Source organism: Streptomyces sp. NBC_01390 (assembly GCF_045040105.1).
GTDB lineage: Bacteria > Actinomycetota > Actinomycetes > Streptomycetales > Streptomycetaceae > Streptomyces.
In genome coordinates this window covers 7098268-7123743 of record NZ_CP109551.1, presented here as the reverse complement: position 1 = coordinate 7123743, position 25476 = coordinate 7098268, and the positions used below count along the sequence as shown (strand labels likewise).

Below are 25476 nucleotides of genomic sequence, written 5' to 3'. Positions count from 1 at the left end.
GCGCGCCCCGGGCCGGTTCGTCGTCCGCCCGGGCCATGCCCGCGGCGCCGACCGCCACTCGTCAGCTGATCGGAGTCAGCTGCCAGAGCTCGGAATCGGTCCCGTTGTCGGTGTTCTGGAGCGCGCTCGCTCCGGGGTCGGTCGAGGCTCCGTCGACGTCCAACGGGAGCCCGCTGCGCATGTTGACCAGCTTGACGTAGCCGCGGTCGGCGTCGACCACCTTCCACAGGTGGTCGTCGTGGCCGTCGTCGTCCCATTGCACGGCGGGGGCGCCCGGGTTGCCGACGCCGCCGGCGATGCCGAGCAGCAGGCCGCTGTTGACGTTCTTGAGCTTGTACTGGTCGTTGCCGGCGTAGATCAGCCGCCACTGCTGGTTGGCGGTGGCGTCCGCGGTCTGCTGCTTGACCCCAGCGTTGTACGCGGTGGAGGCGCCGTCGATCCCCAGGTCGAGGTTGCTTTTCTTGTTGACGATCTGCATCGCCGGGGCCGTCTGGCTGTGGATGGTGACCTGGTCGGGGTAGGCGGCCACCAGTGGGTCGGTGACCGAGGAGGGGGCGTCGGTGCTCACCACGATCCGGTCGCTCATCCCGTCGTAGTGGGCGGCGGCGTAGTAGATCGTCGAGCCGACCGGCTCGATCTGCGCGACGGCGGCGGTGATGATCTTCTGAACCTGCGCGGCGGTGAACTTGACGCTGCGGGCAGTGGTCGGGGTGGGCCAACTGGTCGGGGTGTTGCCGTTGGAGTCGGTCCAGTGTTGCGGGATCTGCAGGTTGTCGATGTCACCGGCGTAGTCGGACGGGAAGACCATCGCCGGGCCGTTCTTCGGGTCCTGGAAGGCGGACAGGGCGCAGTTGTAGTCGGCCAGGGCCTGCAACTGCTCGCTCGCCGCGGTCGCGCCGCCGGTGTTGCCGGGGTTGGACGTGAGCGAGGTCTGCGGCACGCACGTGGCGGGCGGGGTGGTGTTTGCGGGCGGGCCCTGGATGACGACCTGGTTGGGGTACTGGGCGGCCAGCGGGTCGGTGATGGGCGAGGGGGCGTTGGTCTGCGTGATCACCCGGTCACTCGTGCCGTCGTAGGTGACGGCCAGGGAGTACTTGGTGTCGCCGTTGGGCTGGATGGCGTTGGCGACCGCGTTTTGCACGCTGTTGAGCTGGTCCTGCGTGAACACGGCGCTTTTGGCGGTCGTGGGGGTGGGCCAACTGGTCGGCGTGGCGCCAGTGGAATCGGTCCAGTCGCTCGGGTGTTGCAGGTCGTGGATGTCACCGGTGTAGTCGGACGGGAAGATGATCGTCGGGCCGCTGTTCGGGTCGTCGAACGCGGTCAGGGCGCCGTTGTAGCCCGCGAGTTCCTGAACCTCCTCCCAGTCGGCGCTGGTGGCGGTCGTGGTGGTGGTGTCGGCGTGTGCGGGCGCGGCCGGCAGCAGCGACCCGCCCGCCAGCAGAATTGACAGGAGGGCGAGCAGGGCGGAGCCCGGCCGCTCCCGCAGCGCGGAGCGCGTGCGGTGCAGCGCTGTCGACGCGTCGTTCAACATGGTCTTCCTTGGGTCCGAGGAGCGGGCGATCACGGCGGCGTCCGCGTGGCCGGTTGTGTCGAGAGTCGAGCCGGTTTCAGCCATTGCCGTCCCTGCACCGGTTGATTGCACTGCAGCCGCGGGTATACGGGTTCGCCGCGGGCGCGGGCACGTTGAGGTAGGTGCGCCAGTCGAAGTGGGCGCCCGGGTCGGCGGCCGGGTCATAGGTGCCCCGCGCCTGGGCATGGGCGGGATTGCCCATGAAGCGGTCGTACCTGAACGTCTGAGACCTGAAGTCGATCCTGCCATTGTTGTCAACTTGCGCCCTCATGCGGTACACGCGCACGCCGGCGACCGCAGTGTTCGGGATGTGGTGGATGTACGCCCACTCCTGCTGGCTCGCGTAGCGCCCCAGCGTGGCGTCTCCGCGCACCTGGTCGGGGATGTACAGGGCGTTTCGCGCCATGTGGGAATCGATGACGTACACGTAGCTGTCCGCCTCCACCCATCTGTTGGTGCACTGACCGGTCAGGGTCCAACCCATCCCCGGAAAGGGAGTCCACTGCGCAACCGGGCGGCCGGTCCGGCAATTGGGCTGCGCCGCCATCGAGTCGAGATTGCGGCCACCCTGGCTACGGGCGAAGACTTCCGACTCCGACAGCGCCGCGCTCGTGGAGATGTAGCCGCTGCGGGCGTTGTTGCCGCCTTGCACGTGGCGCCGGATGTCGTAGTCGCCGCCGATCGCCGTGAAGCCGTTGTTAAAGATCTCGTACGGCGACCGCGAGTCCCCGCGGTACACCTCGGACGGCAACTGCCGTTCGCTGACAGTGTCGTTGTTGGAAATGTTGGAACACGAGGAGGAGTTGCCGAAGCCGCTCGGGCAGTTGTTCCAACTTGCCGCGTGCGCCGGGCTGGTCGAGACGACGGCCTGGGTCAGGATGATCGCGACGGCGGCGAGGAGCGCCGCGAGTGCTGATATCCGGTAGCGCATCCGCCACATGGGCAGAAACGTTTCTGCTCGATTGAACATGAGCTCTCCGTGTCGGGAAGTGGTTGCGGCCGTGCCACTGCACGCGCCGGTTGGAGTGCGAGAGCGTCCCCGCGCGTTATCGGGCCTTCCACCTGTGTGGATGGCATCGAAAATGCAGGTGAGGGGCAGGCCGAAACAATGGGGGACGCACTGAATGGGTAGGCGGCCGTCCTGGGACGGGTAGGGCCGATGACGCCGGCCGCCCCGGCGGCCACTGCGGGTGACCGGATCGGGGCGTCCCGTGAAGGACGGTGGTGGTGTGGCGCCCCAGCAGGGATCTCAGGGGCTTGGCCGGGGCTTCGTGTTCGTTGGCGCTCACCCCCTGAGGGGGGTTGTTGCACGTCTGGGTGCAGGTACCGGGGGGGGCGACTGGGCGAACGCGCCGCCGGCCTCGGCAGCCGTACCTCCCAGCAGGGCGAGCAGACGCTCGCGACGGTCAGTATCCGGCGGCGACGGCGGATCGGGGGCTTCTTGCGGCGTTCCGCGTCAGACGCGGGGGTTCTGGTCAAGGGCGGTGGACATCACGTGCTCCCTGGCTCGTTCGAGTGTGGCCCGGAGCCGTTTCACCCCGATGCCGACAGGAAACCGGCCGTCCGTATCAGTGGGCTCTCAGTCGGATCACAGCTGCCTGACAGGCGGAACTGATACTCGGTCGTGAGAAAGCCGGGCGTCCACGGGATCAGGGTCGCCGATCCGGGCGTCCTCCCCTGCCTCGGCCGGCCTACGAGCCGACCGGGGGGCTGGGCCCGCCACCTGTCCGGGAATCCGGTGGGGTGGTCACCGATGGCGCGGTGGCGAGGAAGTCCGGTTCAGGCGTCACCACCCGTCTTCGGACTCCCTCGCTTCATGGCTTACGCGCCGGCGAGCCCCCTGGCGTCAGCCATCCAGCCGATGCGGGCGTGCCGGAGCCACTCATCTCGACATGCGGTCGGGCACGGCGGAAGGGGCCCTCGCGAAAGCCGCGTCGGTCGGGGTGACGACGGTCGCCCAGGTCGGCTGCGACGTACGGAGCTCCCAGCGAACGAGGCGCTGCGCGTCGTGCACGGCGACCCCGACAGCTGGTCCCGGCAGGGCGCGCGGACACCGGGTGGTGCGGTAGCCCTCTTCCAGCAGCCTTCACCCCCACGGAGTGGCCCGACGGACGCGTACGTCAGCCGACGGTACGGAGGAATGTCGTCCAGGTGACGGGCGCGACGGCGAGGGTGGGGGCGTCGGCGTCGAGGCTCAGGTTCTTGGAGTCGCGGATGTGGATGGTGTGGGGGCAGGCGGCTATTTCGACGCACTCTCCGCCCTCGTTGGTGCTGTAGCTCGACTTCCGCCAGGTGTAGGCGACTTCGAGGCAGGCGCCGCCTTCGTTGGTGCTGTAGCTGGACTTGAACCAGTCCAGTTCCGTCGTGTTCACAGTTGCCCCGCTTTCCTCTCGATGAGTTCCGCGGACTCCCAGGGTGTGAGCGCCTGGGCCCGCAGCATCCCGAACAGGTCGAACAGCCCGTTGACCTGCTCCGGCTTGGAGATCAACGTACTGCCTGCCTGGGACTCGACGAACACCAGATTGCGGCCTTCCTCGGTACTCATCAACTGCATTGGCCCTTGCAGCCCGGCGTGTGCGTGCCGTGCGTTCGGCATGACCTGGACCGTCAGATGGTTCAGCGTCCGCATGTACTCCAGCAGCTGCAACAGCTGTTCCTTCAGCACTGCCGGACCGCCGAACTCCTTCTCCAGCGCGCTCTCTTCGATCACGTAGCTCAGACGGGGCGGCGAGTTCCTGGTCAGGACCGACTGGCGTTCCAACCGGGCGTCGACGTGACGCTCGATCTCCTCCTCCGTATAGGCGGGCACGCGGGACTCGTACAGCGCACGTGTGTACGACCGTGTTTGGAACAGGCCGGGGATCACCATCACCTCGTAACCGCTGATGATCTGAGCCAGCCGCTGCAACCGCACCCAATTCGCGTACTTCGGCGGGTACTTCTCCTCCTCCATCATCTCGATGCAGGCGATGAGCGCGCCGCGCGCGTCGAGCCCCGGATCCGCGTCCCGCAGGAAATCGGTCGTCGGAATCCGCTCGCACCGCTCGTACGACCCGTACGTGGACTCCGCGACGAGCAGCACGTCTGCCGCCTGTTTCTGCGTCAGCCCGAGCCGAACCCGTGAGATCCGCAGCAGCTCCCCCACAAGCTTCCGCTCCTTCGACACCTCACCGTTCGATCCCACAACGACCACCGTCCTCCCCACAACCACTGAAGTACACCGCGTCCTGCTGGTCACGCTACGTATTCAGCGGAATTCTTGTGGTTATGACGAGCAAACTCCCCCCGAATTGGGTCCCCAAGTCCGGCCTTCAACTACGTCTCGCCGGAGTGCAGTTCGACGCCGTCCGCGTGGACGGGGTACGCGGCGAGGCAGCCGTGCACCATCTCCTGACCCTTACCGACGGACGGCCCGGCCCCGTCGTACGAGAGGTGAGCGGGGGCCGCTCGACGTACTTCCTGCTCGCGCCCGGGGAGAGCAAGGAGTACGAATGGCCGCCGGGGGCACGGAGTTTCGCGCGGTCGGCGGCGCAGGCCGCGTACGTCGGGGTACCGGCGACCGAGGGCAACACGTACCCCCTGAGCTGGCGCTGCGGGCCGCCGGAGGCGGGGGAGTTCGTGGACGCGGAGCTGCTGCACGGGCTGCTGATGGCGCAGCTCGCGCACGGCTGCCAGGGCCCTGAGTGACCCTCGTACCGGCGATACTCGTCCCATGGAACCGGAACCGGATCTTCACGACCTGCTCAGGACCCTGCGGGTGTGGTCTCCCGAGGTCACGACCCTCCCCGCCTTCGACCCGGACACGGCACCGCCCGAACCGCTCCCCCTCTTCACCACCTGGTTCGCGGAGGCGGTGGCGGCCGGGCAGCCCGAGCCGCACACCATGTCCCTGGCGACGTCGGACGCGGACGGTCTGCCCGACGTACGCACCGTGATGCTGCACGGCGCGGACACCGACGGCTGGTCCTTCGCCTCCCACTCCGGGAGCGCCAAGGGCCGCCAACTCGCGGCGCGCCCCTACGCGGCGCTCCACTTCTACTGGCCCGCCCTCGGCCGCCAGATCCGGCTCCGGGGCCCCGTCGAGTCGGCCCCCTCGCCCGAGGCACAGGCCGACCTGCACGCCCGCTCGACGGGAGCACTGGCCGCCGCGCTGACCGGCCGCCAGAGCGAAGTGCTGGGCTCCCTGGCCGAGTTGGCGCACGCCTCCCAGGACGCCTGGGAACGGGCGCAGCGCGAGCCGACCGCACCGGCTCCCACCTGGACGTTGTACCGACTGCGCCCCGACGAGGCCGAGTTCTTCCAGGGAGACGTTCAGCGCCGTCACGTACGCCTCAAGTACCGCCGTACGGACGGGAGTTCGTCTGCGGGCTGGCTCAGGGAGCTGCTGTGGCCGTAGGCGATCCCGTCCGCCTCGCCTTCGAGACCCGCCTGTGCGGCGTCCCGCGATAGATCCCCATGTACTCGGCGACCTGCTCGACCGTCTTACCTGGCTCGACGTCCACGGTGGTGGGGTGGACGAGTTCGAACCGGCCTCGGACGGACGCGTGGTCCTCACTCTCACACCCGAAGCGTACGAGGACGTCGGCGTGATCACCGTCCATCCGGACGACACCATCTGACAGCGGACACGGCGTCACCATCCCCGCGCGTACTCCGCCCACACCGTCTTGCCCGGCCCGTCCGCGCGCGGGTGCCAGTCCCAGCGGGTGGCCAGACGCGATACGAGGAGCAGCCCACGGCCCGTCTCCTCGGCGCCGTCGAACTCCGGGACGGCGGCCGGGCGCCGGGGCAGCCGTTCGGCGCGGGTGTCGGTGACCTCGACGCGGACCGTACGACCGTCGGCCACGGTGTGCACGGGGAGGTGGAAGTCCCGGCCGGGAACATGGCCGTGGAGTACGGCGTTCGCGGTGAGCTCGCCGACGATCAGTACGAGGGTGTCGTGCGCGACGGTCCCGTACGGGATGCCCCACGAGTCCAGACGCAGGGCAGCCAGGCGGCGGGCGAGGCGGGCTCCCCGGGGGGTGGAGGTGAAGCGCATCTCGAAGACGCGGGTGGCGGGCTGCATGTCAGGGGTGGGTGTGGGGGTCAAGTGGCGGGTGGGGGCGAAGGGTTGGGTGGCGCCCGTGGGGCCCGCAGGTTTGGTCGTCATACCGACAACGGTGCCGCCCGTCGCGTAGCGTGACCAGCGGTGACGCACCGACGTGAACCGGTTGTACGCGCGATGCCGGTACGGGTACGTGGCGCGCGGCGTTACGGCGTCCGGTGGGCGGGCGTTGGGCCGGGGAGGCGAGGGTCGATGACCGAGGGTACGGCGGGTACGGCGGCGGCGAGGGGCGGGGTGCTTGCGGATGCCGGTGGCGAGTGCGCCGAAGGCGACGGGGCGGTGAGTCTCGGCGAGGGGTGGGAGAGCGGCGACGAGGGTGGGCGGCGGCCGGAGGACGGGGCCGGGAAAGGGTTCGTCGTCGTGTTCGGGCAGACCATGAAGACATGGCGAGTGCGGGCGGGGATGGACCGCGAGGAGTTCGGGCGGCGGATCGGGTACTCGGCGGCGACCGTGGCCTCGTACGAACAGGGACGCAGGATTCCGTCACCGAAGACGATCGACCGCGCGGATGAGGCAGTGGGTGCGGGTGGGTTGCTGAGCCTGTGGAAGGAGGAGGTGGAGAAAGCCCAGTATCCCGTCTTCTTCCAGGGGATGGCGGCGCTGGAGAAGGAGTGCCTGGAACTGCTCATGTATGACACGCATGTTGTCAACGGCCTCCTCCAGAACGAGGAGTACATGAGGTCCTTGCTCGCCATGCGGCGTCCGTCCCTGGACCAGGAGATCGTTGAGCAGCGAGTAACGGCACGGATGGCTCGGCATGGCATCTTCGACCGGCGGCCGTCGCCACTGTTGAGCTTTGTGATGGATGAGGCGGTGTTGCGGCACCGATACGGTGGCCAGGACGTGGTGCGGGGACAGCTGGAACATCTGCTCCTGATCGGCGAGAAGCGCAACGTCGAGATCCAGGTCATGCCGATCGACTGCGAGGACAACGCGGGCGTGAACGGGCCGTTCACGGTTGTCACGCGGAAGGACGGCAAGAAGTTCGTGTATGCCGAGACACACGCCACCAGCGCGCTTGAGACCGACCCGGAACAGACGGTTCTCGCCGCCGCACGCTATGGGATCATCCGATCACAGGCTCTCAGTCCGCGAGAGTCATTGAGGTTCATCGAAGGGTTGTTGGGAGCGCTATGAACAACGCTGAGTCCTCGACCGTCGCCTCCGGCCTCGCCTGGTTCAAGAGCAGCTACAGCGGAACCGAGGGCGGCCAGTGTGTAGAGGTCGCGGTCGGTACGGCAGTTGTGCACCTCCGGGACTCCAAGGCCGTGACCGGCCCCATGTTCACCGTGTCGCGTGAGGCGTGGGCGGGGTTCGTCGGGCGGGGCGTCTGACGTTCGTACGGTCGCGAGAGCCCTGCCGGTTCCACTCGGACGGCGGGGCTTCTCACGTGAGTCCAGCTCGTCGTCACCAGGAACTCCACCCCCGCTCCCGCATCACCGGCCCACTCAGCCAGCCTCAGCGAGCTGGGTGAGCTGGGCCTGGATCAGGGCGGCGGGGAGGGTGAAAGCGTCCCCGGTGGTCTGGGAAGCCGGGTTCGTGGCGGGGAAGTAGCCGACCGTTCCGCCCTCCCGAACCACGACCACCCGCACCGGTCCCCTCACCCCGTCGACCGCGACGGTCAGGGTCGCCGCGATCACCTCGTCCGCGCCGCCGGTACCGGCCGGCGCACCCGTCTTCTCCACCTTGACCGTCTTCACCCGATCCTTGCCGGCCACCGTGTACACGAACCCGCCCGCACACTCCCGCACCGCCCGGCCGATCCCGGCCATCACGGCCTTCGCCGCCGACTCCTGCGCGTACGAGGCCAGCGAAACGAAGGACGTCGTCGCATCCAGCGCCGCAGTGGCCACTTCCTTCTCCGACGGATCCGCCCCCAGATCCCCCTCGGACGTCTCCTGCGGCCCGATCCACATCCGCCGCACCACCGACACCGGCGCCCCCAGTACCGACCCTGCCTGCACCGCCGCCAACGGCGTACACACCGCCTTCGCCGCAGCCACCGTCCCGGCGTTGGGGAAGTCCCGGTCCGACACCTGCGCCGTCACCGTGCCCCCGGCGACCACGTCCCCGTCCACCAGCGCGACCGCCTCCAGCCCCTCCGGCGACAGAGCCACAGCACCAGCGCCCACACCTTCGCCCGCCACGGCCGACGCCGACGCCTCCGCCTCAGCGGAAACAGCCGCCGCAACATCGTCACCGTCCGCCTCGCCCCCGGACCCCGAACACCCGGCCAGCAACGCCCCCGCCAGCACCCCGGCCACCGCAACTCCACGACGCCGCACGGCGCTTCTCCTCATGATTCCGCCCCTTGCTCCCGCCACATCCCGCCCGACGCCCAGGCCCGCCCCCGGCCCTCGCCCGCGCTACCGCACGTCGACGTAGTCCCCTACGGACACCTGAGAACCCGACGTCGAGTTACCCCCGTACGACCAACGCCACGACCCGTCCACCGACGCCGTGACCGTCGCCTTCAACGCCCCCGTACTGCTGGACGTCACCGTCTTCACCGTCCTGTACGAGCTCGCACCGGCCGCCTTGAACTGCAGCCTCACCGAGCTCCTCGCATACCCGTCATACCGGTGACTGGTCCAGTTCGCCCGCGTGATCTTCCCCGTCACCGTGACCGTCTTGCCCGCCACCACCGGCTCCGGCGCCGCATCCACCGTCAGCCTCACGTGCCGCTTCAGGCTGACCGTCGCGGACGTCTTGTCGGTGTCGGAGCCACCCCCCGTCGTGAACGCCCGCCCATACGTCTTCCACGCCTTGGCATCGGAGTTCACCAGATTTCGCAGGTCACCCTGAATCCCCCGAGGATCGACGGCGACGATCCTCTCGCAGGTCCGGGTCGTCACCCCACCGCTGGTCGATTTCCGACATGCGGACTGCTGCTCCCAGAGCCCCCCGATCTCCCCGTAGTCGACGCCCTCGGTCCCCCGATAGGCGAACACATCGAAGGAGTCGTTGATCGCCACGCGACTCTTCACCGTGAACGTCAACGACACATCCACGGAATTCACCGTCCCCACCACAATCGGCTTCCCGCCGTTGAAAACAATCTTCGAGAACGTAATATCCGACTCCGCCGCCCCCGCCGGCACAGCAGAAACTCCCAACACTGCGAGCCCCAACACGCCGGCGCCGACCGAAAATCCTATACCTCTACGCATACTCATATCCATTTCATGCATCAGAAAGAAGCCCCTCCAGTAAATCATCCGACATCCATGGCGAGGGGGACTCCGGTCCGACCCATGAGGCCCTGAGGAGATCCACCAGAACGTGCCTCAGCAGACCCGCCGAGAACCCGGCGGGGCCTCTGTCGGCACTGATCATAAATCAGTCCACGTCATCACCGTATGTTCGGCACGAGACAAGGCCGTGCAGAAATTCTGCAAACGAATTCGCGATACGTCTCGGCACCCTGTCCTCATCGATGTACGCCACCGAAGGCTCACCAAGCGGTCCGCTCTCAGAATAGTCGAGCATTACCGTGTCATGTCCAGCGGAGGGAGTGACGCCAAAAACGACACCGATTTCGGGGTACTTCCATTCAGCGATCATACTGGGCGACACGACATCTACTCCGTATACACCCCCGACCCCCCAGATCGCGTCGATACACACATGGTCCGGCGCCCACGAATTTGGGAATTCGGTAGGGAAGCAGCGATTTCGCAATACGCCGCCGTTCTGCGTACGAATCAGATCGATATAACTATTCGGCAGGCGAACCTGAAGCGTCTCCTCGGCATTCCGAATCATCTCGGCGTCTACCGGCGGGCCAATGTACTCAGATTCATCCACTTGATCGAATATCATGAATTCTCCTCCCGATCTAGCATATCGAGAATCCGCCAGTGTGGCCGGTTTTTGCATGAACGGCCATATCGACGAGCTGCATAACTCCGCAATTCTGGTGATGATTCCACGTCCACCTCCCCTTCCGATATGCCGCCGTAATTCCAGCCGCCTTGTCTGCAGCCGCGAAATCCTGCCTCCTGTTACCGGTCAAGGCAATGACGACATCGGGCGTGCTCGGATCCCTGTAAGCGCTGAAGTCCGGGAACCCCTGGGCATCGAACGGCACCCCCGTGACCGGGTGAGTACTACCAGCGAGGTTAGCGTTGATCGGCCCAACGGGAGGCCCGCCCGTGGCGCACGCGCATGCTGAGGTATGACCACGTACCGAACCCCCGCAGTTGTGCACGAGTACGGACGTCTCACCTGCCAGCACATAGTACGTGTGGACGTCGCTGACGGTCAGGTCGTGCGTGACCTGCGTCTTGGTGTAGCGGGTGATCGCGGTGATCTGGACGTGGGTGCCGGTGCTGGTCTGGAGCCACTGGCCGGACTTCAGTGCGCCACCCTCCACCCAGGTGCCGTCGGTGGGATCGGCGGCGGGGTCGGTGACCCAGAAGGGGTGGGTGTCGGTGGTCGTCAGCTTCGACGTCGTGCCGTCGGCCGTCTTGACGGTCAGGACCGTGAAGTCCTTGTCGTCGTAGGTGGTGATGGTAGCCGTGGCGATCTCGGTGGCCGAGGTCGTCGAGGTCTCCGGGTCGTTGGCGGCCAGCTCGTCGCCGTTCTCAACGTCCTCGATGGCCTTGGTGGTGCCGTCCGCCATCAGGACCTGGGTGCCGGGCAGGAAGCTGTGGTCGGGCGCTTCGCAGGACTCGGCCGAGCCACTGTCGCCGGGTGCCGAATCGCTGTCATCGACATCCGTGCTGTCGCCGCCGTCGGCGTGGTTGTCCTTGGCTCCCTTCGAGCCGTTGGACTTGGCGCCGGCGGACGCCTTGGTCTGTTCGGCCTTGCCTGCCGTGCCCTTGGAACCGGTGCCCGTCTTCTTCTTCGCGGCGGCCTTCGCCGCCAGGGCCTTCTCCTTGGCCTTCTTCAATGCCTCGGCGGCCTTGCGTTTCGCTTCGGCCTTGGCCCGCTTGATGGCGGCCTTCGCCGCCTTCAGGCTGACGATGGTCTTACGCGCGACTTCCTTGGCCTTGTTCAGAGCCTTGATGCCGCTGATGATCCGGCCCACGACCTTGGCGACCTTGTAGGCCAGCTTGAAGACCTTCGTCCACGGGATGGCGTCCACCAGGAGAGAGCCGCACGCCCACAGGTCGCCCTGCGTGAAGCAGCCCATGACGTCGTCCCAGCCGATGAACTCCTTGAACAGGGCCCACCCGTACGTCCGCACGATGTCCGCGACCGACCCGGACAGGATCTTCTCCTGCGCCGCGATCTGCGCGTCCAGCGCCGCCTCGGCCGCGTCGAACGTGGAGGCCGTCGACGTCAGACCGGTCGGGTCCGCGTGGGTGACGGGGTTGTTGTTGGCGTAGTTGTAGCCGTTGGCCTGGAGCGGATCGGTGAGGTCCAGGACCGGGTCCGCGGAGAGAAACCGGCCGGTGGACGGGTCGTACTCACGCGCTCCCAGATGGGTCAGACCCGTGGTGTTGTCGTCGGTGCCGCCCACATAGCCGGTGTGGGAGCGCCAGTTGGAGCTCTCCGTACGCTCGTTGCCGTACGGGTCGAGCCTGGAGAACTGGGTCTGGTTGCCGGTGGCGAGCTTGATCTCGGCCATCGGTGTGCCGTGGTGGTCGGCGACCAGGGCGTACAGGTTCTCCTCACCCGCACCCCGGCGGACCACCGTGGGCGCGCCCGGCTGGACGTAGGACCGCTCGATGTAGTTCACCGCACCCGTGGAGCGCAGCGAGAAGGTCGTGTCGTCCAGGTACAGGGTCCGGTCGCTGACCGTCGTGGAGATGATCCGGCTGCCGAACGCGTCGTACACGTAGGACGTCTTGTCCGCCGGGTTCCAGGCCTGACCCGTGCTCCCGTCACAGGCGCCGAGCACCAGATCGACGCCGGAAGTGGTCGAGTTGGCCGGGGAGACCAGACACATCGAGGTGGCCGCGTACTTCAGGGCCCCGGTCGAGGTGACCGTCCACTGCTGGGCCGCCGTGTCGTCGCAGGCCGCGACGACGACCGCGGTACCGGCTGTGACGGCCTTGCCCGTCGGCTGTACGCAGACCCCGGCCACCTGCAGGGCGCCCTTGGTGGTGGTGTCGGTGGTGACCGCGTCCTCGACACGGAACTGCTCGGCCTTGCTGCTGTTGCACGGCCACATCTGGATCGCGGTACCCGGCGTCGTGGACGCCGAGGAGAGGTCCATGCACAGGCCCGCGTTCAGGCCCGACGTGTAGGCGCCCTTGCCCGCCGCCCCGAAGCCCGTGACCGTCTGAGCCTTGCCGTCCCAGGTCCAGGTGATTGCCTGCGCGTCCCCGCCGATGGTCCGCGAGGTGGTCTGCCCCAGATCGTCGTAGCCCAGGGTGGAGGCCGCGGTCACCTTCGAGTTGGCCGCGTTGGTGTAGGTGGACGTCATCGAGGTCAGGGTGTGCGGCTGGGCCACCCCCGAGCCCGAGGTGGCGTCCTGCTTGCCGTAGACGTAGGACGTGGTGGAGTCGGCCGCGGTGTTCACCGACCCGTCCAGCAGGAACGACACCTTGGCGTTGTGGGTGTTCAGGGTCTTGCGGTTGCCCAGCTGGTCGTAGCTGTACGACTGCCAGTACCCGGCGTTGTCGGCGGTGACGTTCACCGTGCCGTCGGCGGCGACCGGCACGGTGCACCCGGTGCGCTGGGTGGTCCAGGCCTCGGTGAGCTGGCCGATCCCGTCGTAGGTGAAGCACTGACGGTCCACGACGGCCGCGTAGGTGTCGGCGGTGGTGGTGATGTTGCCCGACAGGTCGTAGCCGTAGGTACGGGCGTTGACCCGGTTCCCGGTCAGTCCCGAGGTCGCGTCCGAGGTCGACTCGCGGTCCACCAGGGTCGTCTCGACCTGGCCGGTCGCCTCGTCGAACAGGTTGGTCGTCCACACCCGTGAGCCCTGCTCGCCGGTGGTGGTGCGCAGGACCTCCCCGTACACGCTGTACGAGGTCTGGGAGGTGTACCAGTCGGTGCCCGAGGTGGAGACGGGCAGCCCGTCGGCGTTGTAGCGGACGATCACCTTCTCCTCGGGCAGGCCGCCCATCGCGGGAGTGGTGTAGGAGGCCAGCTGACCGGACTCGGTGTACGTGTAGCTGGTTTTGTAGGTGGTGGCGAAGCCCTCTGCCGTCGAGAGCAGCCCCGACGCCACCGCGGGCAGGGTCAGGGTCTTGGACGTCGGGTTGCCGTCCAGGGTGTAGCCGCCGACCGAGGTGGTGTACGCCTTGCCGTCGGTGTAGCGGGTCGCTTTGGCCGGCTGCCCCACCCCGTTGGCGACCGTCGTGTCGTCGTACGTGTAAGACAGCAGGTCGGTGCCGGTGCTGTTGTCCTCGACCAGGAGCGGGCGGTCCAGGACGTCGTAGCTGGTCTTGGTGGTGAACCCGGCCTGGTTCTTCGAGGTCGCGACCCGGCCCAGGGTGTCGTAGGTGAGCGTGGTGGTGCCGGTGTCGGGGTCGGTGGAGCTGTCCGGCTGGCCGATCGCGTTGTAGGTGGTCTTCCAGACGTTCCCGGCGCTGTCGGTGACGCCTGTCTGGTCGCCGCGCGCGTCGTAGGTGTAGCGGGTGGACTTGAAGTCGGACGCGGTGAAGGAGTTGGACGCGGCGGCGGACTTCGAGGTGAAGGTGTCCATCCGGGCGGTGCGGCCCAGGGTGTCCACCCAGGTGCGGGAGGAGGCCGAGCCGGTCGGCTGGACGACGGTGGTGTAGTCCAGGCCGTAGAGGTAGGTGGTGGTGCGGTTCTGGGACTTCGTGCCGTCGGCGTCGGTCGTGCCGTCCTGGACGTAAGAGTTGTAGACGGGGGTGATGGTGGTGGTGCGGCCCAGCCCGTCGTACGTGTACTGGGTGGCGTTGGGGATGGTGGAGGTGGAGGCGGCGGCGAAGACCGAGGTCTCGGGGTCGCCGTCGGTGTAGTAGGCGTTGTTGGTCGAGCCGATCTGGCCGTTGCCGTTGTAGAGGGTGTCGGTGATCAGGCGGCCCTTGCCGCCCACCGCGCCGGTCTGCTCCTGCCGTACCCGGCCGAGGCCGTCGTAGATGACGGTGGTGTCGGTGTAGGTGCCGTCGTCCTTCAGACCTGAAGTGACCACCGACACGGGCTTGTTGGGGTCGGTGTTGTAGACGAAGGTCGCGTTCGGCCTGCCGGTGGACTGCTCGTCCCAGGTCGTCGGGGTCTCACCGTCGTCGCCGACGGGCAGGTCCTCCTCGCACACCGGCCCGTAGGTGGTGTTCGGGGTGGTGCCGGCCTCCCAGCCGGCGCACACCCGGCCCAGCGGGTCGTAGGCGACGTAGGAGATGTTGCCGTTGGCGTCCTTCTCGGACAGCCCCACGGCGCGGCCCGGCTCAAGGGTGGAGGTCGAGGACTGGCTCTTGGCGTTGGTCGACGTGACCGAGTACACCTGCCCCTTGTCCGGGGTGAAGGTGATTGTGTCCTGGTTGTCCTGGTAGTCCTTGGAGGAGACCACCCGCCCGTAGTCGTCGTAGCCCGTGGTGGAGGACGGAACGGTGTTCCAGGAGGTGCCGGTCGCGACGGGGTCCCACACCTTGGTGACCTGGCCCTTGGTCAGCGTCTGGCCGGTCGAGGCAGCGGTCGCCCCGTCGTAGGCCATTTTCGAGGCCGAGAGCAGTGTCGACGCGGTCGACGAGGAAAGGGCGGTCGCGCAGCTCGTCCCGGTCACCGAGATCGTCGAGGAGACCAGGCCGATCAGGTTCAGCGTGGTGTCGTTGACGTAGGTCGTGTAGGTGCAGGACTCGTCGCCGGTCACCGCGAGGTCGCCGTCGGAGACGACCTTGGTGGGCAGACCGTAGGCGGAGTCGTACTCGGTCCGGGTGGAGACCGTGCGCAGGGGGGAGGAGTCGTCGCCCTTGCCCGAGGACCTGGTGACCGTCCTGGTGGCGCCGAGGGTGACCCGCCAGGCGTACAGGTCGGGATCGTCGGTGATCACCCGGCCGGTGTCGGTGTCGGCGACCCCTCGGACCCGGGTGGCCAGCACCGTCGGGTCGTCGGGGACGTTGACGGTCCGCGACACCCAGTCCGCGGTGGAGGACCCGTCCGCGTACACGAGCGCCTCGGCGACCATGCCCGCGTACGGTTCCTTGTCCGCCTTGACGGTCGCTCCGGCGGCGTCCGTCATGGTGATGTCGCGCGTCTTCCACACCGCGCTGGTCCCGCTGCCGGAGACGTACAGGTCGTCGCTCATGCCGCGGAAGTAGCGGGTGGCGGTCTTGGTGGCCTTGGAGCCGGTGCGGTCCGAGCCGACGGTCACGGCGACCCGGACATAGCCGCGCCACTGGTCCCAGGTGCGGGTCTTCTTGCGGGTTCCCTCGGCCCTGTTGTAGGCCCACAGTGCCCCGTCGACCGCGTCACCGAAGGTGGTGTAGGCGTAGCTGGTGGTCTTGTCGTCGAGGCCGGTCATGTTCGGCATCTCGACGACCTGTTCGACCACGTACTTCTGGAACCAGGAGATCTTCTGGTCGGCGAGTTCGGGGTCGGCGTGCCAGTACACCGGATAGCACAGCAGCTGGTTCTCGTCGGGATCCGGGAAGCCGGTGCCCGAGGCGCACGCCCCGCTCGGGGTGGAGTAGGTGATCTGGGTCTCGCCGCCGTACTCCGAGACCACCCTGTCGATCCTCAGCCGGTCGAAGGTCGGGCCCTCGTCGGCGGAGCTGGTGGGTATCCGGTTGGGCAGAAGCTTGCTGTGGAACGACACCGGGTTCAGGGTCTCGGTGGACCCGTCGACGCCGTATCCCGTCCTGGTGACCGACTCCAGCCACAGGGCGGTGTAGTGCCCGGTCTTGTCCCAGGGGAAGGACTGCTTCAGCGACCACCGGTCCACCTTGGCCAGGGGGGTGCTGGTCTGCCCCGGCAGCGCGCAGGCGTGCCGGTCGCCGGTGCCGGCCGACGAGTTGTACGGGGTCAGGGAGGCACCCTTGACCCGCTGGGTGCAGGAGGTCACCTGGGTGATCAGCTTGCGGGACCAGAACGTCGGCGACGGGTTCAGGCAGTCGCCGGAGGAGCCGCAGTACAGGTCGGCGGGAGTGTCGTACCAGATGTAGTTCTCCGACCAGTTGCCGGAGGTGAAGTGGTCCGCGGTGCACTTGGCCTCGGACTCCAGGCACCGCTCGTCCGCGGTGAAGGCCATCCGGGCCAGCGGCTCGGCGGTGTAGAGGGTGTCGGAGCGCTGTCCGTAGTCGATGCGCTTGAGGAAGCCGCCGCGCTCGTAGGCGACGGGCTTGTCGAAGTCGAAGGCCTTGGCGTAGTGGTTGGTCTCCGACTCCCACCACAGCGACATGGCGTTGCCGTTGACGTCGACGACGTAGTCCAGGTTCCACTTCCAGGCCTGGTCCTGGAAGGAGTTCTTGAAGGTGGCGTTGTAGCCGGGCTCCCCCTCGTGGTTGGAGGCGACGGGCACGCTGAACACCGAGTCGGTGGTGCCCTTTCCGGACGTCCAGCCGGGAAGGTGGTTCAGCCCGTAGTAGTACTGGGTGCCCGCGGTGTCGGTGATGCGCCAGTACTCGCCGTCGTCGTCCCCGTTGGCCAGGGCGGTGTTCGTCAGCAGCTCGATCTTGGTGTTGTCACCGTTCGCGGTGCGCCACGCTCCGGCCTGGTAGACCAGCTCGGTGGTCGTCCCGTTCAGGGTGAGCGTCGCGTTCTTGGTGCCGTAGCACAGGTCGGCGGACGTCTTGCCCTTGTTGTTCGCCCCGGTGGTCGCGTCCAGCATGCACGAGGTGTACGTCCGGGTGATGCTGCCCGGGTCCCACGACCAGCCCTCGCCGATCCCGGTCGCCTGGTTGTTCGTCGAGGAGGTCTTGCCGTCCACCGACTGGGAGTTGTACGAGAAGGCCACGTTCGGCGTCGGACCGTTCGGCACCGTCGGACCGGCCAGCGGGTAGGAGTACGTGAACGCGCCCGAGGAGGATCCCGCCGACCACGAACCGGACGCGGGCAACGGGGTCGCGGCGAAGTCACCGCCCGCGCCGGAACCCGAGGAGGTACCGACCAGGGCGCCCGAACCCGAGGAGGTGCTCGCGACGCTCCGGATGCCGGAGTCGGTGTCGGTGGCGTGGGCCGCGGGGGTGTAGAAGGCGTTGGACACCGATCCCGTACCGGTCGCGGCGGCTGTCGTCGCCGCGGACGTGGTGGCGGTCGGGTCGGCCACCAGCGCCTTCACGTCCACCGTGACGTGGACCGTCGGCGCGAGGTCGGTGCCCGCCTTCTCGGTGGTGGTGCTCGCCCCGGTGTCCTCGTCGACGGTCGTGTCGGTGATGGTGGTGGCGACCTCGTCGTACACCACCTCGGTGGGCACCGCGGTCGGCTCCGAACAGCCCTCCACCTCGGGGGTGGTGAGGAAGCAGGACGGGTACATCCAGAAGTCCAGGCGGTCCATCCACTCCGCGCCGTAGTTCTGCGAGAAGTCCGCGGCGTCCAGCGCGATGACGGCCTCGCCCGTCGCGGTGGCCGGCGGCGCGACCTCCAGGACGACGCCCTCCACACCGGCGGCGTCCGCCTCCGTGTCCGAGGCCATCGCCACCGACCAGTTGCCTTCGAGGGCTTTCGCCTCCGTGGCGGTCGCGTCGGCCGGCGCCCCGATCTCAACGGGGACCGTGCCGTCCGTGGCGGTGACCTTCACCAGCTTCCCGGCCTCCAGGCCGGTCAGGCCGGCCACGGCCGAACCACCCTCGATGGGTTCGGTGTAGAGGGCCTGGAAGTCGTCGACCTCGGTGGAGGTCACCGTCTCCAGGGACTCGAGTGAAGTCGTCGTGGTGCTGTCCTCGGCCAGCGCCTCGGCCTCGGGCAGCTCCTCCAGGTCGACGCCGGTACGGGCGTCGTTCTTGGGCGGCAGGGCATAGGCCACCGGCGAGGCACCCAGCATCAGTGCCAGGAACAGACCGGTCACCACGGCCAGTCGGGCCCGCTTACGCCGCGCCCTCGTCATTCTCAACACCCCGCGCCCACGCCTGGAAGCACTGCGCACCGCCGTCCCCGTTCTCTCGACCCACGCAATCCCGGGATCCCGAAACACCCTCGACAGCACGGTGATTGGGCAGGCGGCGTCACAACACGATTGATACGAGCGCGATTTCTACATGCCGTGAGGATCTCCGGTCAATACCAACCGGAATTTATAACGAATAGACAACGACGCAATCGGCGCAGGGGAATGAAAATGACTCGACCATGCACAAGAGGGGGTCATCTTCTCGCAAAGCATCAACCCAAGAGAAAATATTCATTGGGCATGCAAGAGGTAAAAAGGGGGTAACTCGACCAGGATATTGACCCATCTAGCCACGTTACGTCCGACCCTCGTCACGATGTGGCACACACCGGCCCGCCTCGCAAAGTGATTATCTCACCCCGTTCCGGATGCACAGGGTCCGCATAGCATTTAACGCATCTCCGAAAGCCATTCCCAGGAGGGGTGATACTTCCCCTGCGATCCTCTTGCCCGTGGTGTGTCCGAAAACGCCCGGAGAGGAATTCGGGGCGGCGTCAGAGATATGCGTGAGGGGACGGGAAACACCGTGGACGAGCAACCGACCAAGAGAGCCGGTCACCGGCGGACAAAGCCACTCGTGGCACTCGTCGCCGCGGTCACGGCGACCGCTCTGGGCCTGGCTCTGCTGGAATCCGACCTCGGCTTCGGCACGCCCGGGTCAGGACCGGAAAAGCCCGCCGCCAAGGTGAAGCCGGTGGACGAGGACACCGCGCAGGACAAGGCCCGTGCCACCGGCACGAAGGTCGAGGTGACCGCACTGCGCGACGAGTCGTCCACCACCTACGCCAACCCCGACGGAACCTTCACCCTCACCACCCACGCCCAGCCCGTACGCGCCAGGAACGCCGACGGGCAGTGGCAGGACATCGACACCGGCCTGGTCGCCACCGAACAGGGCTGGACCACCACCGCCTCCCCCACCCCTGTCACCTTCTCCCCCGGCGGTCCCGGCAGCGGTGACGACAGCGGCGACAAGGGCGGCGGCGCGGTCAAGTCGGGCCTGCACCAGGCCGGTTACGCGAGTGCGCAGCAGGCCACCTACACCGGTCCGCGGCAGGCCGCATACACAGCCGACGACGAGACAGGCACCGGGAACGGGACCACCGAGGAGGACCCGGCAACCCCCACCATCCCGACCACATGGTCGGACCTGGTGACCCTCACCACCGGCGGACACGAACTGACCGTGTCCTGGCCCGGCGCCCTGCCCGAACCCGTCATCACCGGCGCACAGGCCCTCTACCAGGACGTCCTGCCCGACGTGGACCTCCTGCTGACCGCCCGCGACACCGGCTTCTCCCACGTACTGATCGTCCACACCCCCGAGGCAGCGGCCGACGAGGAACTGACCCAGCTCACCTACCGGCTGACCTCCCCCGACCTCACCTTCCAGATCGACCCGGCCACGGACACCGTCACCGCCCACACCTCCGACGGCACCGAGGTCGCCGCCTCCCCCACACCCCTGATGTGGGACTCCGCCGGCACCCCCGACACCACGATCGGCGACGACCCCGAGCCGACGGACGACAACACCGGGAGCGCCGAGGCAGACCCCAGCACGTCGGCCTCGGAGGAGTCGGACGAGGAGACGATCACCGAGGGCGAGAACGACGAGGCCGTCACCCCTGAGGAGTCCAGCCCGGAGGCGGCCACCCCGGACAGCGAATCGACGTCCGCCAGCGCCTCTCCCGACGCCACCACGGGCGACGGCACCGAGACCGCCGGTGCCGAGCCCGCGAGTTTCACCCGTGCCACCCCGGCCGGTCTGTCCACCGCCGACACCCTGGCCCTGCGGGGTCTGGCCGGTCCGGTTCCCGGCACCCACGCGGCCACCGCCCAGGCCCTCCTGACCGACGGCGCCTACCTCACCGTCCGGGCGGACACCAAGCTCCTCACCTCAGCCGACACCGCCTACCCGGTCTTCATCGACCCGTCCGTCTCCGGTGTCACCGACGCCTGGACCACCGCCTACAAGAGGTATCCCTCCTCCAGCTTCTTCGACGGCGCGAACTACAACACGGGCACCACCGAGGCCCGTGTCGGCTACGAGTCCGACACCTGGGGTACCGCCCGCTCGTTCTTCAGGCTCAAACTCAAGAAGGCGATCAAGGGCGCCACCGTCAGGTCCGCGACCGTCAAGGTCCGGGAGACCCACTCCTGGTCCTGCTCGGCCCGCCAGGTCGAGCTGTGGCACACCGGCGGAATCTCCTCGTCCACCACCTGGAACAACCAGCCCGCGTGGAAGACGCTCATCACCGAGCAGTCCTTCGCACACGGCTGGAAGTCCAGCAGCTGCCCCGACGCCTACGTCAACTTCAGCATCAAGTCCCTCGCCCAGTCCGCCGCCGACGGCGGCTGGACCTCCTTCACCATCGGGCTGCGCGCCAACTCCGCCTCCGGCTCCACCGCCGAGACCGACCCGTACACCTGGAAGAAGTTCAAGGCCGAGAACACCGACGCACCCGCCCTCTCCATCACCTACGTCCGCGCCCCGAACACCCCCACCAACCTCGCCATCACCGCCGGCACCTGCGACACCTCCACCAGCCCCTACATCAACATCGGCAAGCAGACCACCATCACCCTGTCCGCCAAGGCCACCGACCCCGACGGCGACCTCGCCTCCCTCTACTTCGAGTACTGGCGGACCGGTTACAGCAGCACCACCAAGGTCACCGCCACGAAAACCGCCGCCACCGCCACCGGCGCCGCGTCCTGGGCGATCGCCGGCACCAAGTTCACCAACGGCTACGACTACTCCTGGCGAGTAAGGGCCGAGGACGACGACGGCACCGACTCCGGCTGGGCCCCCACCACCGGCGACGACGTCTGCCGCTTCACCTACAACACCTCCATCCCCACCACCCCCGGAGCCGTTTCCACCGTCTTCCCCGAGGACGTGAAGCCCGACGGCAGCAGCGCGAACGGCAGCATCTGGTCGACGGTCACCTTCGGCACCTCCGGCGCCTTCACCTTCACCACCACCGACACCGACGTGGTGAAGTACGCGTACTCCTTCAACGCCACCACGTACGCCAACTACGTCTGCGCCTCCACCTCCGGCACCACCGGAGGGCCCACCGCCTCCTGCTCCACCGTCATCACCTCCAAGACCGTCACCGGCAAGCCCACCCTGGCCGGACCCAACGTCCTGTACATCAAGGCGTACGACGCCGCGGGCAACGCCTCCAACGCCAAGAAGTACGTCTTCTACGTCACCCCCAAGGCCGTACCGGACGGCGCCGCCGACTACACCGGCGACCAGATCCCCGACTTCGCCGCCATCCGCACCACCGGCAAGCTCTACATCGAGAGCATCACCAACACCGGTACCCACGCCGCCTCCACCGCGACCGCTCACAACGAGGGCACCCTCCTCACCGACGCCACCTCCATCGGCCACTGGTGGAACGGCACCAGCACCTACGCCCTCATCACCCACAACGGCGACTTCGCTCCCGGCGACGGCATCACCGACTTCATCGTCCGCACCCCGGACGGCGGCCTCTACCTCTATCCCGGCGACGGATACGGCGGTACCGACGTCTCCCAGCGCCAGAAGATCCAGCTCCCCTCGAACGCCCCCGACCCCGACACCCTCACCGACATCAAGTCGATGGGTGACGCCAACGGCGACGAACAGCCCGAACTCCTCGCGGTCTCCGGTGACGCCCTGTGGATCTTCAGCGGCTACAGCGGCGGCAGCATCGCCACCGCCACCCAGCTCTCCGCCAGCGCCTGGACGGGCCGCGACATCGTCACCCTCGCCGACTTCAACTCCGACGGCACCATCGACCTGCTCTACCGCACCGCCGCAGGCAACCTCTGGCTCCGCCACTCGGCCGCCACCACCACCGGCACCACCGACTGGGCCACCCTGGCCAGCGCCGCCCTCAGCCTCGACGGCGACCACCTCTACGCCGAGGGCGGCTTCACCACCGCCAACTACCCCTATCTGTACGGCAGCCCCGGCATGACCAGCACCGACCTCCCCGACATCTGGGCCATCACCCCGGCCGGCCTCCTCTACCGCCTCGACGGCACCACCACCGGCATCAGCGCCACCACGTACACGGGCAAGACCCTCACCGTCGGAGCCATCGGCTAGGCCGTCCGACGAACTCCGTCATCTCCGTATGGCTCAAGTACCGGCGTAAGGAGGGAAGTTCGTCCGCCGACTGGCTCAGGGAGCTGCCGTGACCGTAGGCGGTGCCTACCCTTGACCCTGGTCCGTCTCCGGCTCCGGGTCCTGGGCGATCCGTCCGTGCAGATGAACGTCCCGGAACGCGTCCTGGCGTTCCGCCTCGAACATCGCGCCCCGCAGGGTCCCCTCGTACCGGAAGCCACAGCGTTCGGCGACGCGGCAGGAGGCGTCGTGGCCGATGGCGTGGCCGAGGTCGAGGCGGTTGAGGCCGAGGACGTCGAAGGCCCAGCGCGCGCCGAGGGCGAGGGCGCGAGTGGCGACGTGTCTGCCGCGGGCCTCGGGGAGGACCCAGTAGCCGATGTGGGCGTCGCGCAGGAAGGGGTCGATGTCGTTGACGCCCAGGTGGCCGAGTATCGCGCCGGTGGCGTCGTCCGTGACGCAGAAGGACACCCGGGAGCCGTCCGGCGCGGTCCCGGAGCGGGTGCCGAGGGAGTCCCGGGCGCTGGCGAGGTCGGTGACCGGCTTCAACGGGGTGTTCCAGCGCTGGAAGTCCGGGTCGGTCAGCCCGCGCAGCCACGCGTCGACGTCGGTGTCCTGGTCCGCGCGCCACTGCCGCAGCCGGAGTCCCTGGCCTAGCAGTTCGGGAAACTCGGGCACGGGGTGGGCGTGGGACCGCTCATGAATGTGGGCCATCACTCCATTGAAGCCCGTACGGCTGTACGACTCCCACCTCTCGGACGAAATACGGGCACTCCCTTCCGGAACGCCACCTCCAGCCCCATCCCGACCCGCAGCGCCTCCTGGACGCCCAGCGCCTCCCCCTCCACCTCCGTCACCACCTCCGTCATCATCCGCGGCCCCTCGTCGAGGTCGACGACGGCGGCCACGTACGGCGTGCGCTCCCCGAAGGGCGGCAGGTCGTTGCGATGGACGACGGACCAGGTGTAGAGCGTGGCCAGCCCGCTCGCGGTCTCCCAGGTGACGTCCTCGCTCCAGCAGTGCGGGCAGAACTCGCGCGGATAGTGATGAGCGCGCCCGCAGCCCCCGCAACGCCGCACCAGCAGCCGCCCCTCGGCCGCGGCGTCCCAGTAGGGACGCGTGAAGGCGTCCACCTCGGGCACGTCGAACCGGCCCCTGCCCGTGTCCGTTCCTCTGTCCGTGCCCATGTCCACGGCCCCCTGCCGATCACCCGGATCTGACGATGCGTCAGCTCATCGCGTCCGCTCAGTATGCCCTCACCGCACCCTCGCAACCAGGCCCTCTGCCCCACCGGTCCCGCCCATATCCCCCACTGTCGTGATCAATCCGCAACCAATTCCGGTCTTGACCGAGACCTAACAAGTGAGCACGTGAATACGCTCGGGCACATGGCCGACTCACCGACACCGTCACCGTCCCCCGCCGCCCCCGTGTACGTCATCGGCGGTGGACCCGGCGGTCTCGCCGTCGCCTACGCACTGAAGGCCCAGGGTGTACGGGCCGTCGTGCTGGAGCGGGGCGACCAGGTCGGCTCGTCCTGGCGGCGCCACTACGACCGGCTGCATCTGCACACCACCCGACGGCTGTCCTCGCTGCCGGGGCTGGCGATGCCGCGCTCGTTCGGGCGGTGGGTGGCCCGGGACGACGTGGTCCGGTACCTGGAGAAGTACGCCGAGTTCCACAAGCTGGAGGTCGTCACCGGCGTCGAGGTGTCCCGCGTCGAGCGGACCGCCGACAACGCCGGCTGGCTGCTGCACGCCACCGGCGGGCGCGAGCTGACCGGCAGCGCGGTCGTCGTCGCCACCGGGACCAACCACACCCCTCGGATCCCCGAGTGGCCCGGGCGCGACGGCTACGCCGGCGAGCTGCTGCACGCCGCCCAGTACCGCAATCCCGCCCCCTACGCCGGCCGCGACGTCCTCGTCGTCGGGATCGGCAACACCGGTGCCGAGATCGCCGTCGACCTGGTGGAGGGCGGCGCCGCACGCGTACGGCTGTCCGTCCGCACCGCCCCGCACATCGTGCGGCGGTCCACGGCCGGCTGGGCGGCCCAGTTCACCGGCATCGTCGTACGACGGCTGCCGGTGCGCCTCGTCGACCGGCTCGCCGGACCGATGGCCAAGCTCAGCGTGCCCGACCTGTCCGCCCACGGGCTGCCCCGCCCCGACACCGGGCTGTACTCGCGCGTCACGGCCGGCTCGATCCCCGTCCAGGACGTCGGCCTCATCGACGCCGTGCGCAAGGGGCGCGTCGAGATCGTGGCCGCCGTCGAGAGATTCGAGGACGGGAAGATCGTCCTCGCCGACGGTGAGCACATCGAGCCGGACGCGGTCATCGCCGCCACCGGATACTTCCGGGGCCTGGAGCCCCTCGTCGGCCACCTCGACGTACTCGACGCCCGCGGCAAACCGGTCGTCCACGGCCCCCACACCCCGAAGAACGCGCCAGGTCTCTTCTTCAGCGGTTACACCAACCCCATCAGCGGCATGTTCAGGGAAATGGCCATCGACGCGGTACGCATCGCCAAGAAGATCGCGCGACACCAGTCCGTCACGGCGAAGTAGATCCCCCGATCCCCCGAACTCCCGATCCCCCGCTCCCCATACGGCCCTTGTGATGTGCGAGGCCGAACCGTCGGCCCAAGAAGTTCCTCGCACGCCGGTTCCTGACGGAGTGTCAGTTCAGTAACCTGACACTGCGTCAGTTAATTG

Annotated in this window: 17 protein-coding genes and 1 pseudogene; 7 read left to right on the top strand and 11 right to left on the bottom strand. The window is 68.1% G+C overall.

The features are described 5' to 3' along the window. Positions 1-61: 61 nt before the first annotated feature. Positions 62-1615 (bottom strand): RICIN domain-containing protein, encoded by a 1554-nt coding sequence (locus OG241_RS32185; protein WP_405820251.1) that lies wholly within the window; start codon positions 1613-1615, stop codon positions 62-64. Then, entirely contained in the window at positions 1608-2540 is a 933-nt protein-coding gene (locus tag OG241_RS32180) for a hypothetical protein (RefSeq protein WP_405820249.1), read from the bottom strand. Before OG241_RS32180 ends, OG241_RS32185 begins: the two co-directional genes overlap by 8 nt. A gap of 922 nt (positions 2541-3462) precedes the next feature. Between OG241_RS32180 and OG241_RS32175 the strand changes: the two are divergent. Continuing rightward, positions 3463-3644, top strand: a pseudogene (locus tag OG241_RS32175) (AraC family transcriptional regulator); the annotation flags it as partial. A 46-nt stretch (positions 3645-3690) separates the two neighbouring features. On the opposite strand, the gene OG241_RS32170 reads toward OG241_RS32175, so the two are convergent. Both OG241_RS32170 and OG241_RS32165 read right to left on the bottom strand, forming a co-directional pair. Next, entirely contained in the window at positions 3691-3942 is a 252-nt protein-coding gene (locus tag OG241_RS32170; RefSeq protein WP_405820248.1) for a DUF397 domain-containing protein, read from the bottom strand. Then, positions 3939-4754, bottom strand: a complete 816-nt coding sequence (locus tag OG241_RS32165) for a Scr1 family TA system antitoxin-like transcriptional regulator (RefSeq protein ID WP_405820246.1) — start codon at positions 4752-4754, stop codon at positions 3939-3941. Before OG241_RS32165 ends, OG241_RS32170 begins: the two co-directional genes overlap by 4 nt. 83 nt (positions 4755-4837) lie before the next feature. Here OG241_RS32165 and OG241_RS32160 point away from each other — a divergent pair, with 83 nt between their 5' ends. Both OG241_RS32160 and OG241_RS32155 read left to right on the top strand, forming a co-directional pair. Further along, on the top strand, positions 4838-5257 hold the full coding sequence (locus OG241_RS32160) for a hypothetical protein (protein WP_405820245.1): 420 nt from the start codon (positions 4838-4840) through the stop codon (positions 5255-5257). A gap of 25 nt (positions 5258-5282) precedes the next feature. Next, the gene (locus tag OG241_RS32155; RefSeq protein ID WP_405820243.1) at positions 5283-5966 is read left to right on the top strand and encodes a pyridoxal 5'-phosphate synthase; all 684 of its coding nucleotides are present in this window, start codon (positions 5283-5285) and stop codon (positions 5964-5966) included. Positions 5967-6203: 237 nt separating this feature from the next. Here the strand turns inward: OG241_RS32155 and OG241_RS32150 are convergent, their stop codons facing one another. Further along, positions 6204-6719 carry an ATP-binding protein gene (locus OG241_RS32150; protein WP_405820242.1) on the bottom strand — a complete coding sequence of 172 codons (516 nt, stop codon included), beginning with the start codon at positions 6717-6719 and terminating at the stop codon, positions 6204-6206. Between the two features lie 147 nt (positions 6720-6866). On the opposite strand from OG241_RS32150, the gene OG241_RS32145 reads away from it, so the two are divergent. Both OG241_RS32145 and OG241_RS32140 read left to right on the top strand, forming a co-directional pair. Continuing rightward, positions 6867-7811 (top strand): helix-turn-helix transcriptional regulator, encoded by a 945-nt coding sequence (locus tag OG241_RS32145; protein WP_405820241.1) that lies wholly within the window; start codon positions 6867-6869, stop codon positions 7809-7811. Next, positions 7808-8008: a DUF397 domain-containing protein gene (locus tag OG241_RS32140; protein ID WP_405820239.1), complete on the top strand. Its 201-nt coding sequence runs from the start codon at positions 7808-7810 to the stop codon at positions 8006-8008. Before OG241_RS32145 ends, OG241_RS32140 begins: the two co-directional genes overlap by 4 nt. Before the next feature lie 114 nt (positions 8009-8122). On the opposite strand, the gene OG241_RS32135 is transcribed toward OG241_RS32140, so the two are convergent. The 4 genes from OG241_RS32135 to OG241_RS32120 all read right to left on the bottom strand — a co-directional run bounded on the left by OG241_RS32135 (position 8123) and on the right by OG241_RS32120 (position 18576). Continuing rightward, a complete protein-coding gene (locus OG241_RS32135; protein WP_405820237.1) occupies positions 8123-8974 on the bottom strand; it encodes a hypothetical protein in 852 nt (283 codons plus the stop codon). Between the two features lie 66 nt (positions 8975-9040). Continuing rightward, positions 9041-9892, bottom strand: coding sequence for a hypothetical protein (locus tag OG241_RS32130; RefSeq protein WP_405820235.1), 852 nt, complete (start codon positions 9890-9892; stop codon positions 9041-9043). Between the two features lie 121 nt (positions 9893-10013). Beyond that, positions 10014-10496, bottom strand: coding sequence for an SMI1/KNR4 family protein (locus OG241_RS32125; protein ID WP_405820233.1), 483 nt, complete (start codon positions 10494-10496; stop codon positions 10014-10016). A gap of 16 nt (positions 10497-10512) precedes the next feature. Then, positions 10513-18576, bottom strand: a complete 8064-nt coding sequence (locus tag OG241_RS32120) for a ricin-type beta-trefoil lectin domain protein (protein WP_405820231.1) — start codon at positions 18574-18576, stop codon at positions 10513-10515. Positions 18577-19216: 640 nt separating this feature from the next. Between OG241_RS32120 and OG241_RS32115 the strand changes: the two genes are divergently transcribed. After that, positions 19217-22750, top strand: a complete 3534-nt coding sequence (locus OG241_RS32115; RefSeq protein WP_405820229.1) for an FG-GAP-like repeat-containing protein — start codon at positions 19217-19219, stop codon at positions 22748-22750. A 105-nt stretch (positions 22751-22855) separates the two neighbouring features. Here OG241_RS32115 and OG241_RS32110 read toward each other — a convergent pair whose 3' ends face one another. Continuing rightward, positions 22856-23479: a GNAT family N-acetyltransferase gene (locus OG241_RS32110; RefSeq protein WP_405820227.1), complete on the bottom strand. Its 624-nt coding sequence runs from the start codon at positions 23477-23479 to the stop codon at positions 22856-22858. Then, positions 23479-23952 carry a Zn-ribbon domain-containing OB-fold protein gene (locus tag OG241_RS32105; RefSeq protein WP_405820226.1) on the bottom strand — a complete coding sequence of 158 codons (474 nt, stop codon included), beginning with the start codon at positions 23950-23952 and terminating at the stop codon, positions 23479-23481. The genes OG241_RS32110 and OG241_RS32105 overlap by 1 nt, the downstream gene beginning before the upstream one ends. A gap of 201 nt (positions 23953-24153) precedes the next feature. On the opposite strand from OG241_RS32105, the gene OG241_RS32100 reads away from it, so the two are divergent. Next, positions 24154-25329 carry a flavin-containing monooxygenase gene (locus tag OG241_RS32100; RefSeq protein ID WP_405820224.1) on the top strand — a complete coding sequence of 392 codons (1176 nt, stop codon included), beginning with the start codon at positions 24154-24156 and terminating at the stop codon, positions 25327-25329. Positions 25330-25476 lie beyond the last annotated feature (147 nt).

What these genes read in the sequence shown, in the direction of transcription:
- OG241_RS32155 (WP_405820243.1), top strand. Translation starts at nt 5,283, where the DNA reads ATGGAACCGGAACCGGATCTTCACGACCTGCTCAGGACCCTGCGGGTG.
- OG241_RS32125 (WP_405820233.1), bottom strand. Translation starts at nt 10,496, where the DNA reads ATGATATTCGATCAAGTGGATGAATCTGAGTACATTGGCCCGCCGGTA.
- OG241_RS32105 (WP_405820226.1), bottom strand. Translation starts at nt 23,952, where the DNA reads ATGGGCACGGACAGAGGAACGGACACGGGCAGGGGCCGGTTCGACGTG.
- OG241_RS32150 (WP_405820242.1), bottom strand. Translation starts at nt 6,719, where the DNA reads ATGACGACCAAACCTGCGGGCCCCACGGGCGCCACCCAACCCTTCGCC.
- OG241_RS32135 (WP_405820237.1), bottom strand. Translation starts at nt 8,974, where the DNA reads ATGAGGAGAAGCGCCGTGCGGCGTCGTGGAGTTGCGGTGGCCGGGGTG.
- OG241_RS32130 (WP_405820235.1), bottom strand. Translation starts at nt 9,892, where the DNA reads ATGATTTACTGGAGGGGCTTCTTTCTGATGCATGAAATGGATATGAGT.
- OG241_RS32145 (WP_405820241.1), top strand. Translation starts at nt 6,867, where the DNA reads ATGACCGAGGGTACGGCGGGTACGGCGGCGGCGAGGGGCGGGGTGCTT.
- OG241_RS32140 (WP_405820239.1), top strand. Translation starts at nt 7,808, where the DNA reads ATGAACAACGCTGAGTCCTCGACCGTCGCCTCCGGCCTCGCCTGGTTC.
- OG241_RS32110 (WP_405820227.1), bottom strand. Translation starts at nt 23,479, where the DNA reads ATGGCCCACATTCATGAGCGGTCCCACGCCCACCCCGTGCCCGAGTTT.
- OG241_RS32100 (WP_405820224.1), top strand. Translation starts at nt 24,154, where the DNA reads ATGGCCGACTCACCGACACCGTCACCGTCCCCCGCCGCCCCCGTGTAC.
- OG241_RS32120 (WP_405820231.1), bottom strand. Translation starts at nt 18,576, where the DNA reads ATGACGAGGGCGCGGCGTAAGCGGGCCCGACTGGCCGTGGTGACCGGT.
- OG241_RS32160 (WP_405820245.1), top strand. Translation starts at nt 4,838, where the DNA reads ATGACGAGCAAACTCCCCCCGAATTGGGTCCCCAAGTCCGGCCTTCAA.
- OG241_RS32180 (WP_405820249.1), bottom strand. Translation starts at nt 2,540, where the DNA reads ATGTTCAATCGAGCAGAAACGTTTCTGCCCATGTGGCGGATGCGCTAC.
- OG241_RS32185 (WP_405820251.1), bottom strand. Translation starts at nt 1,615, where the DNA reads ATGGCTGAAACCGGCTCGACTCTCGACACAACCGGCCACGCGGACGCC.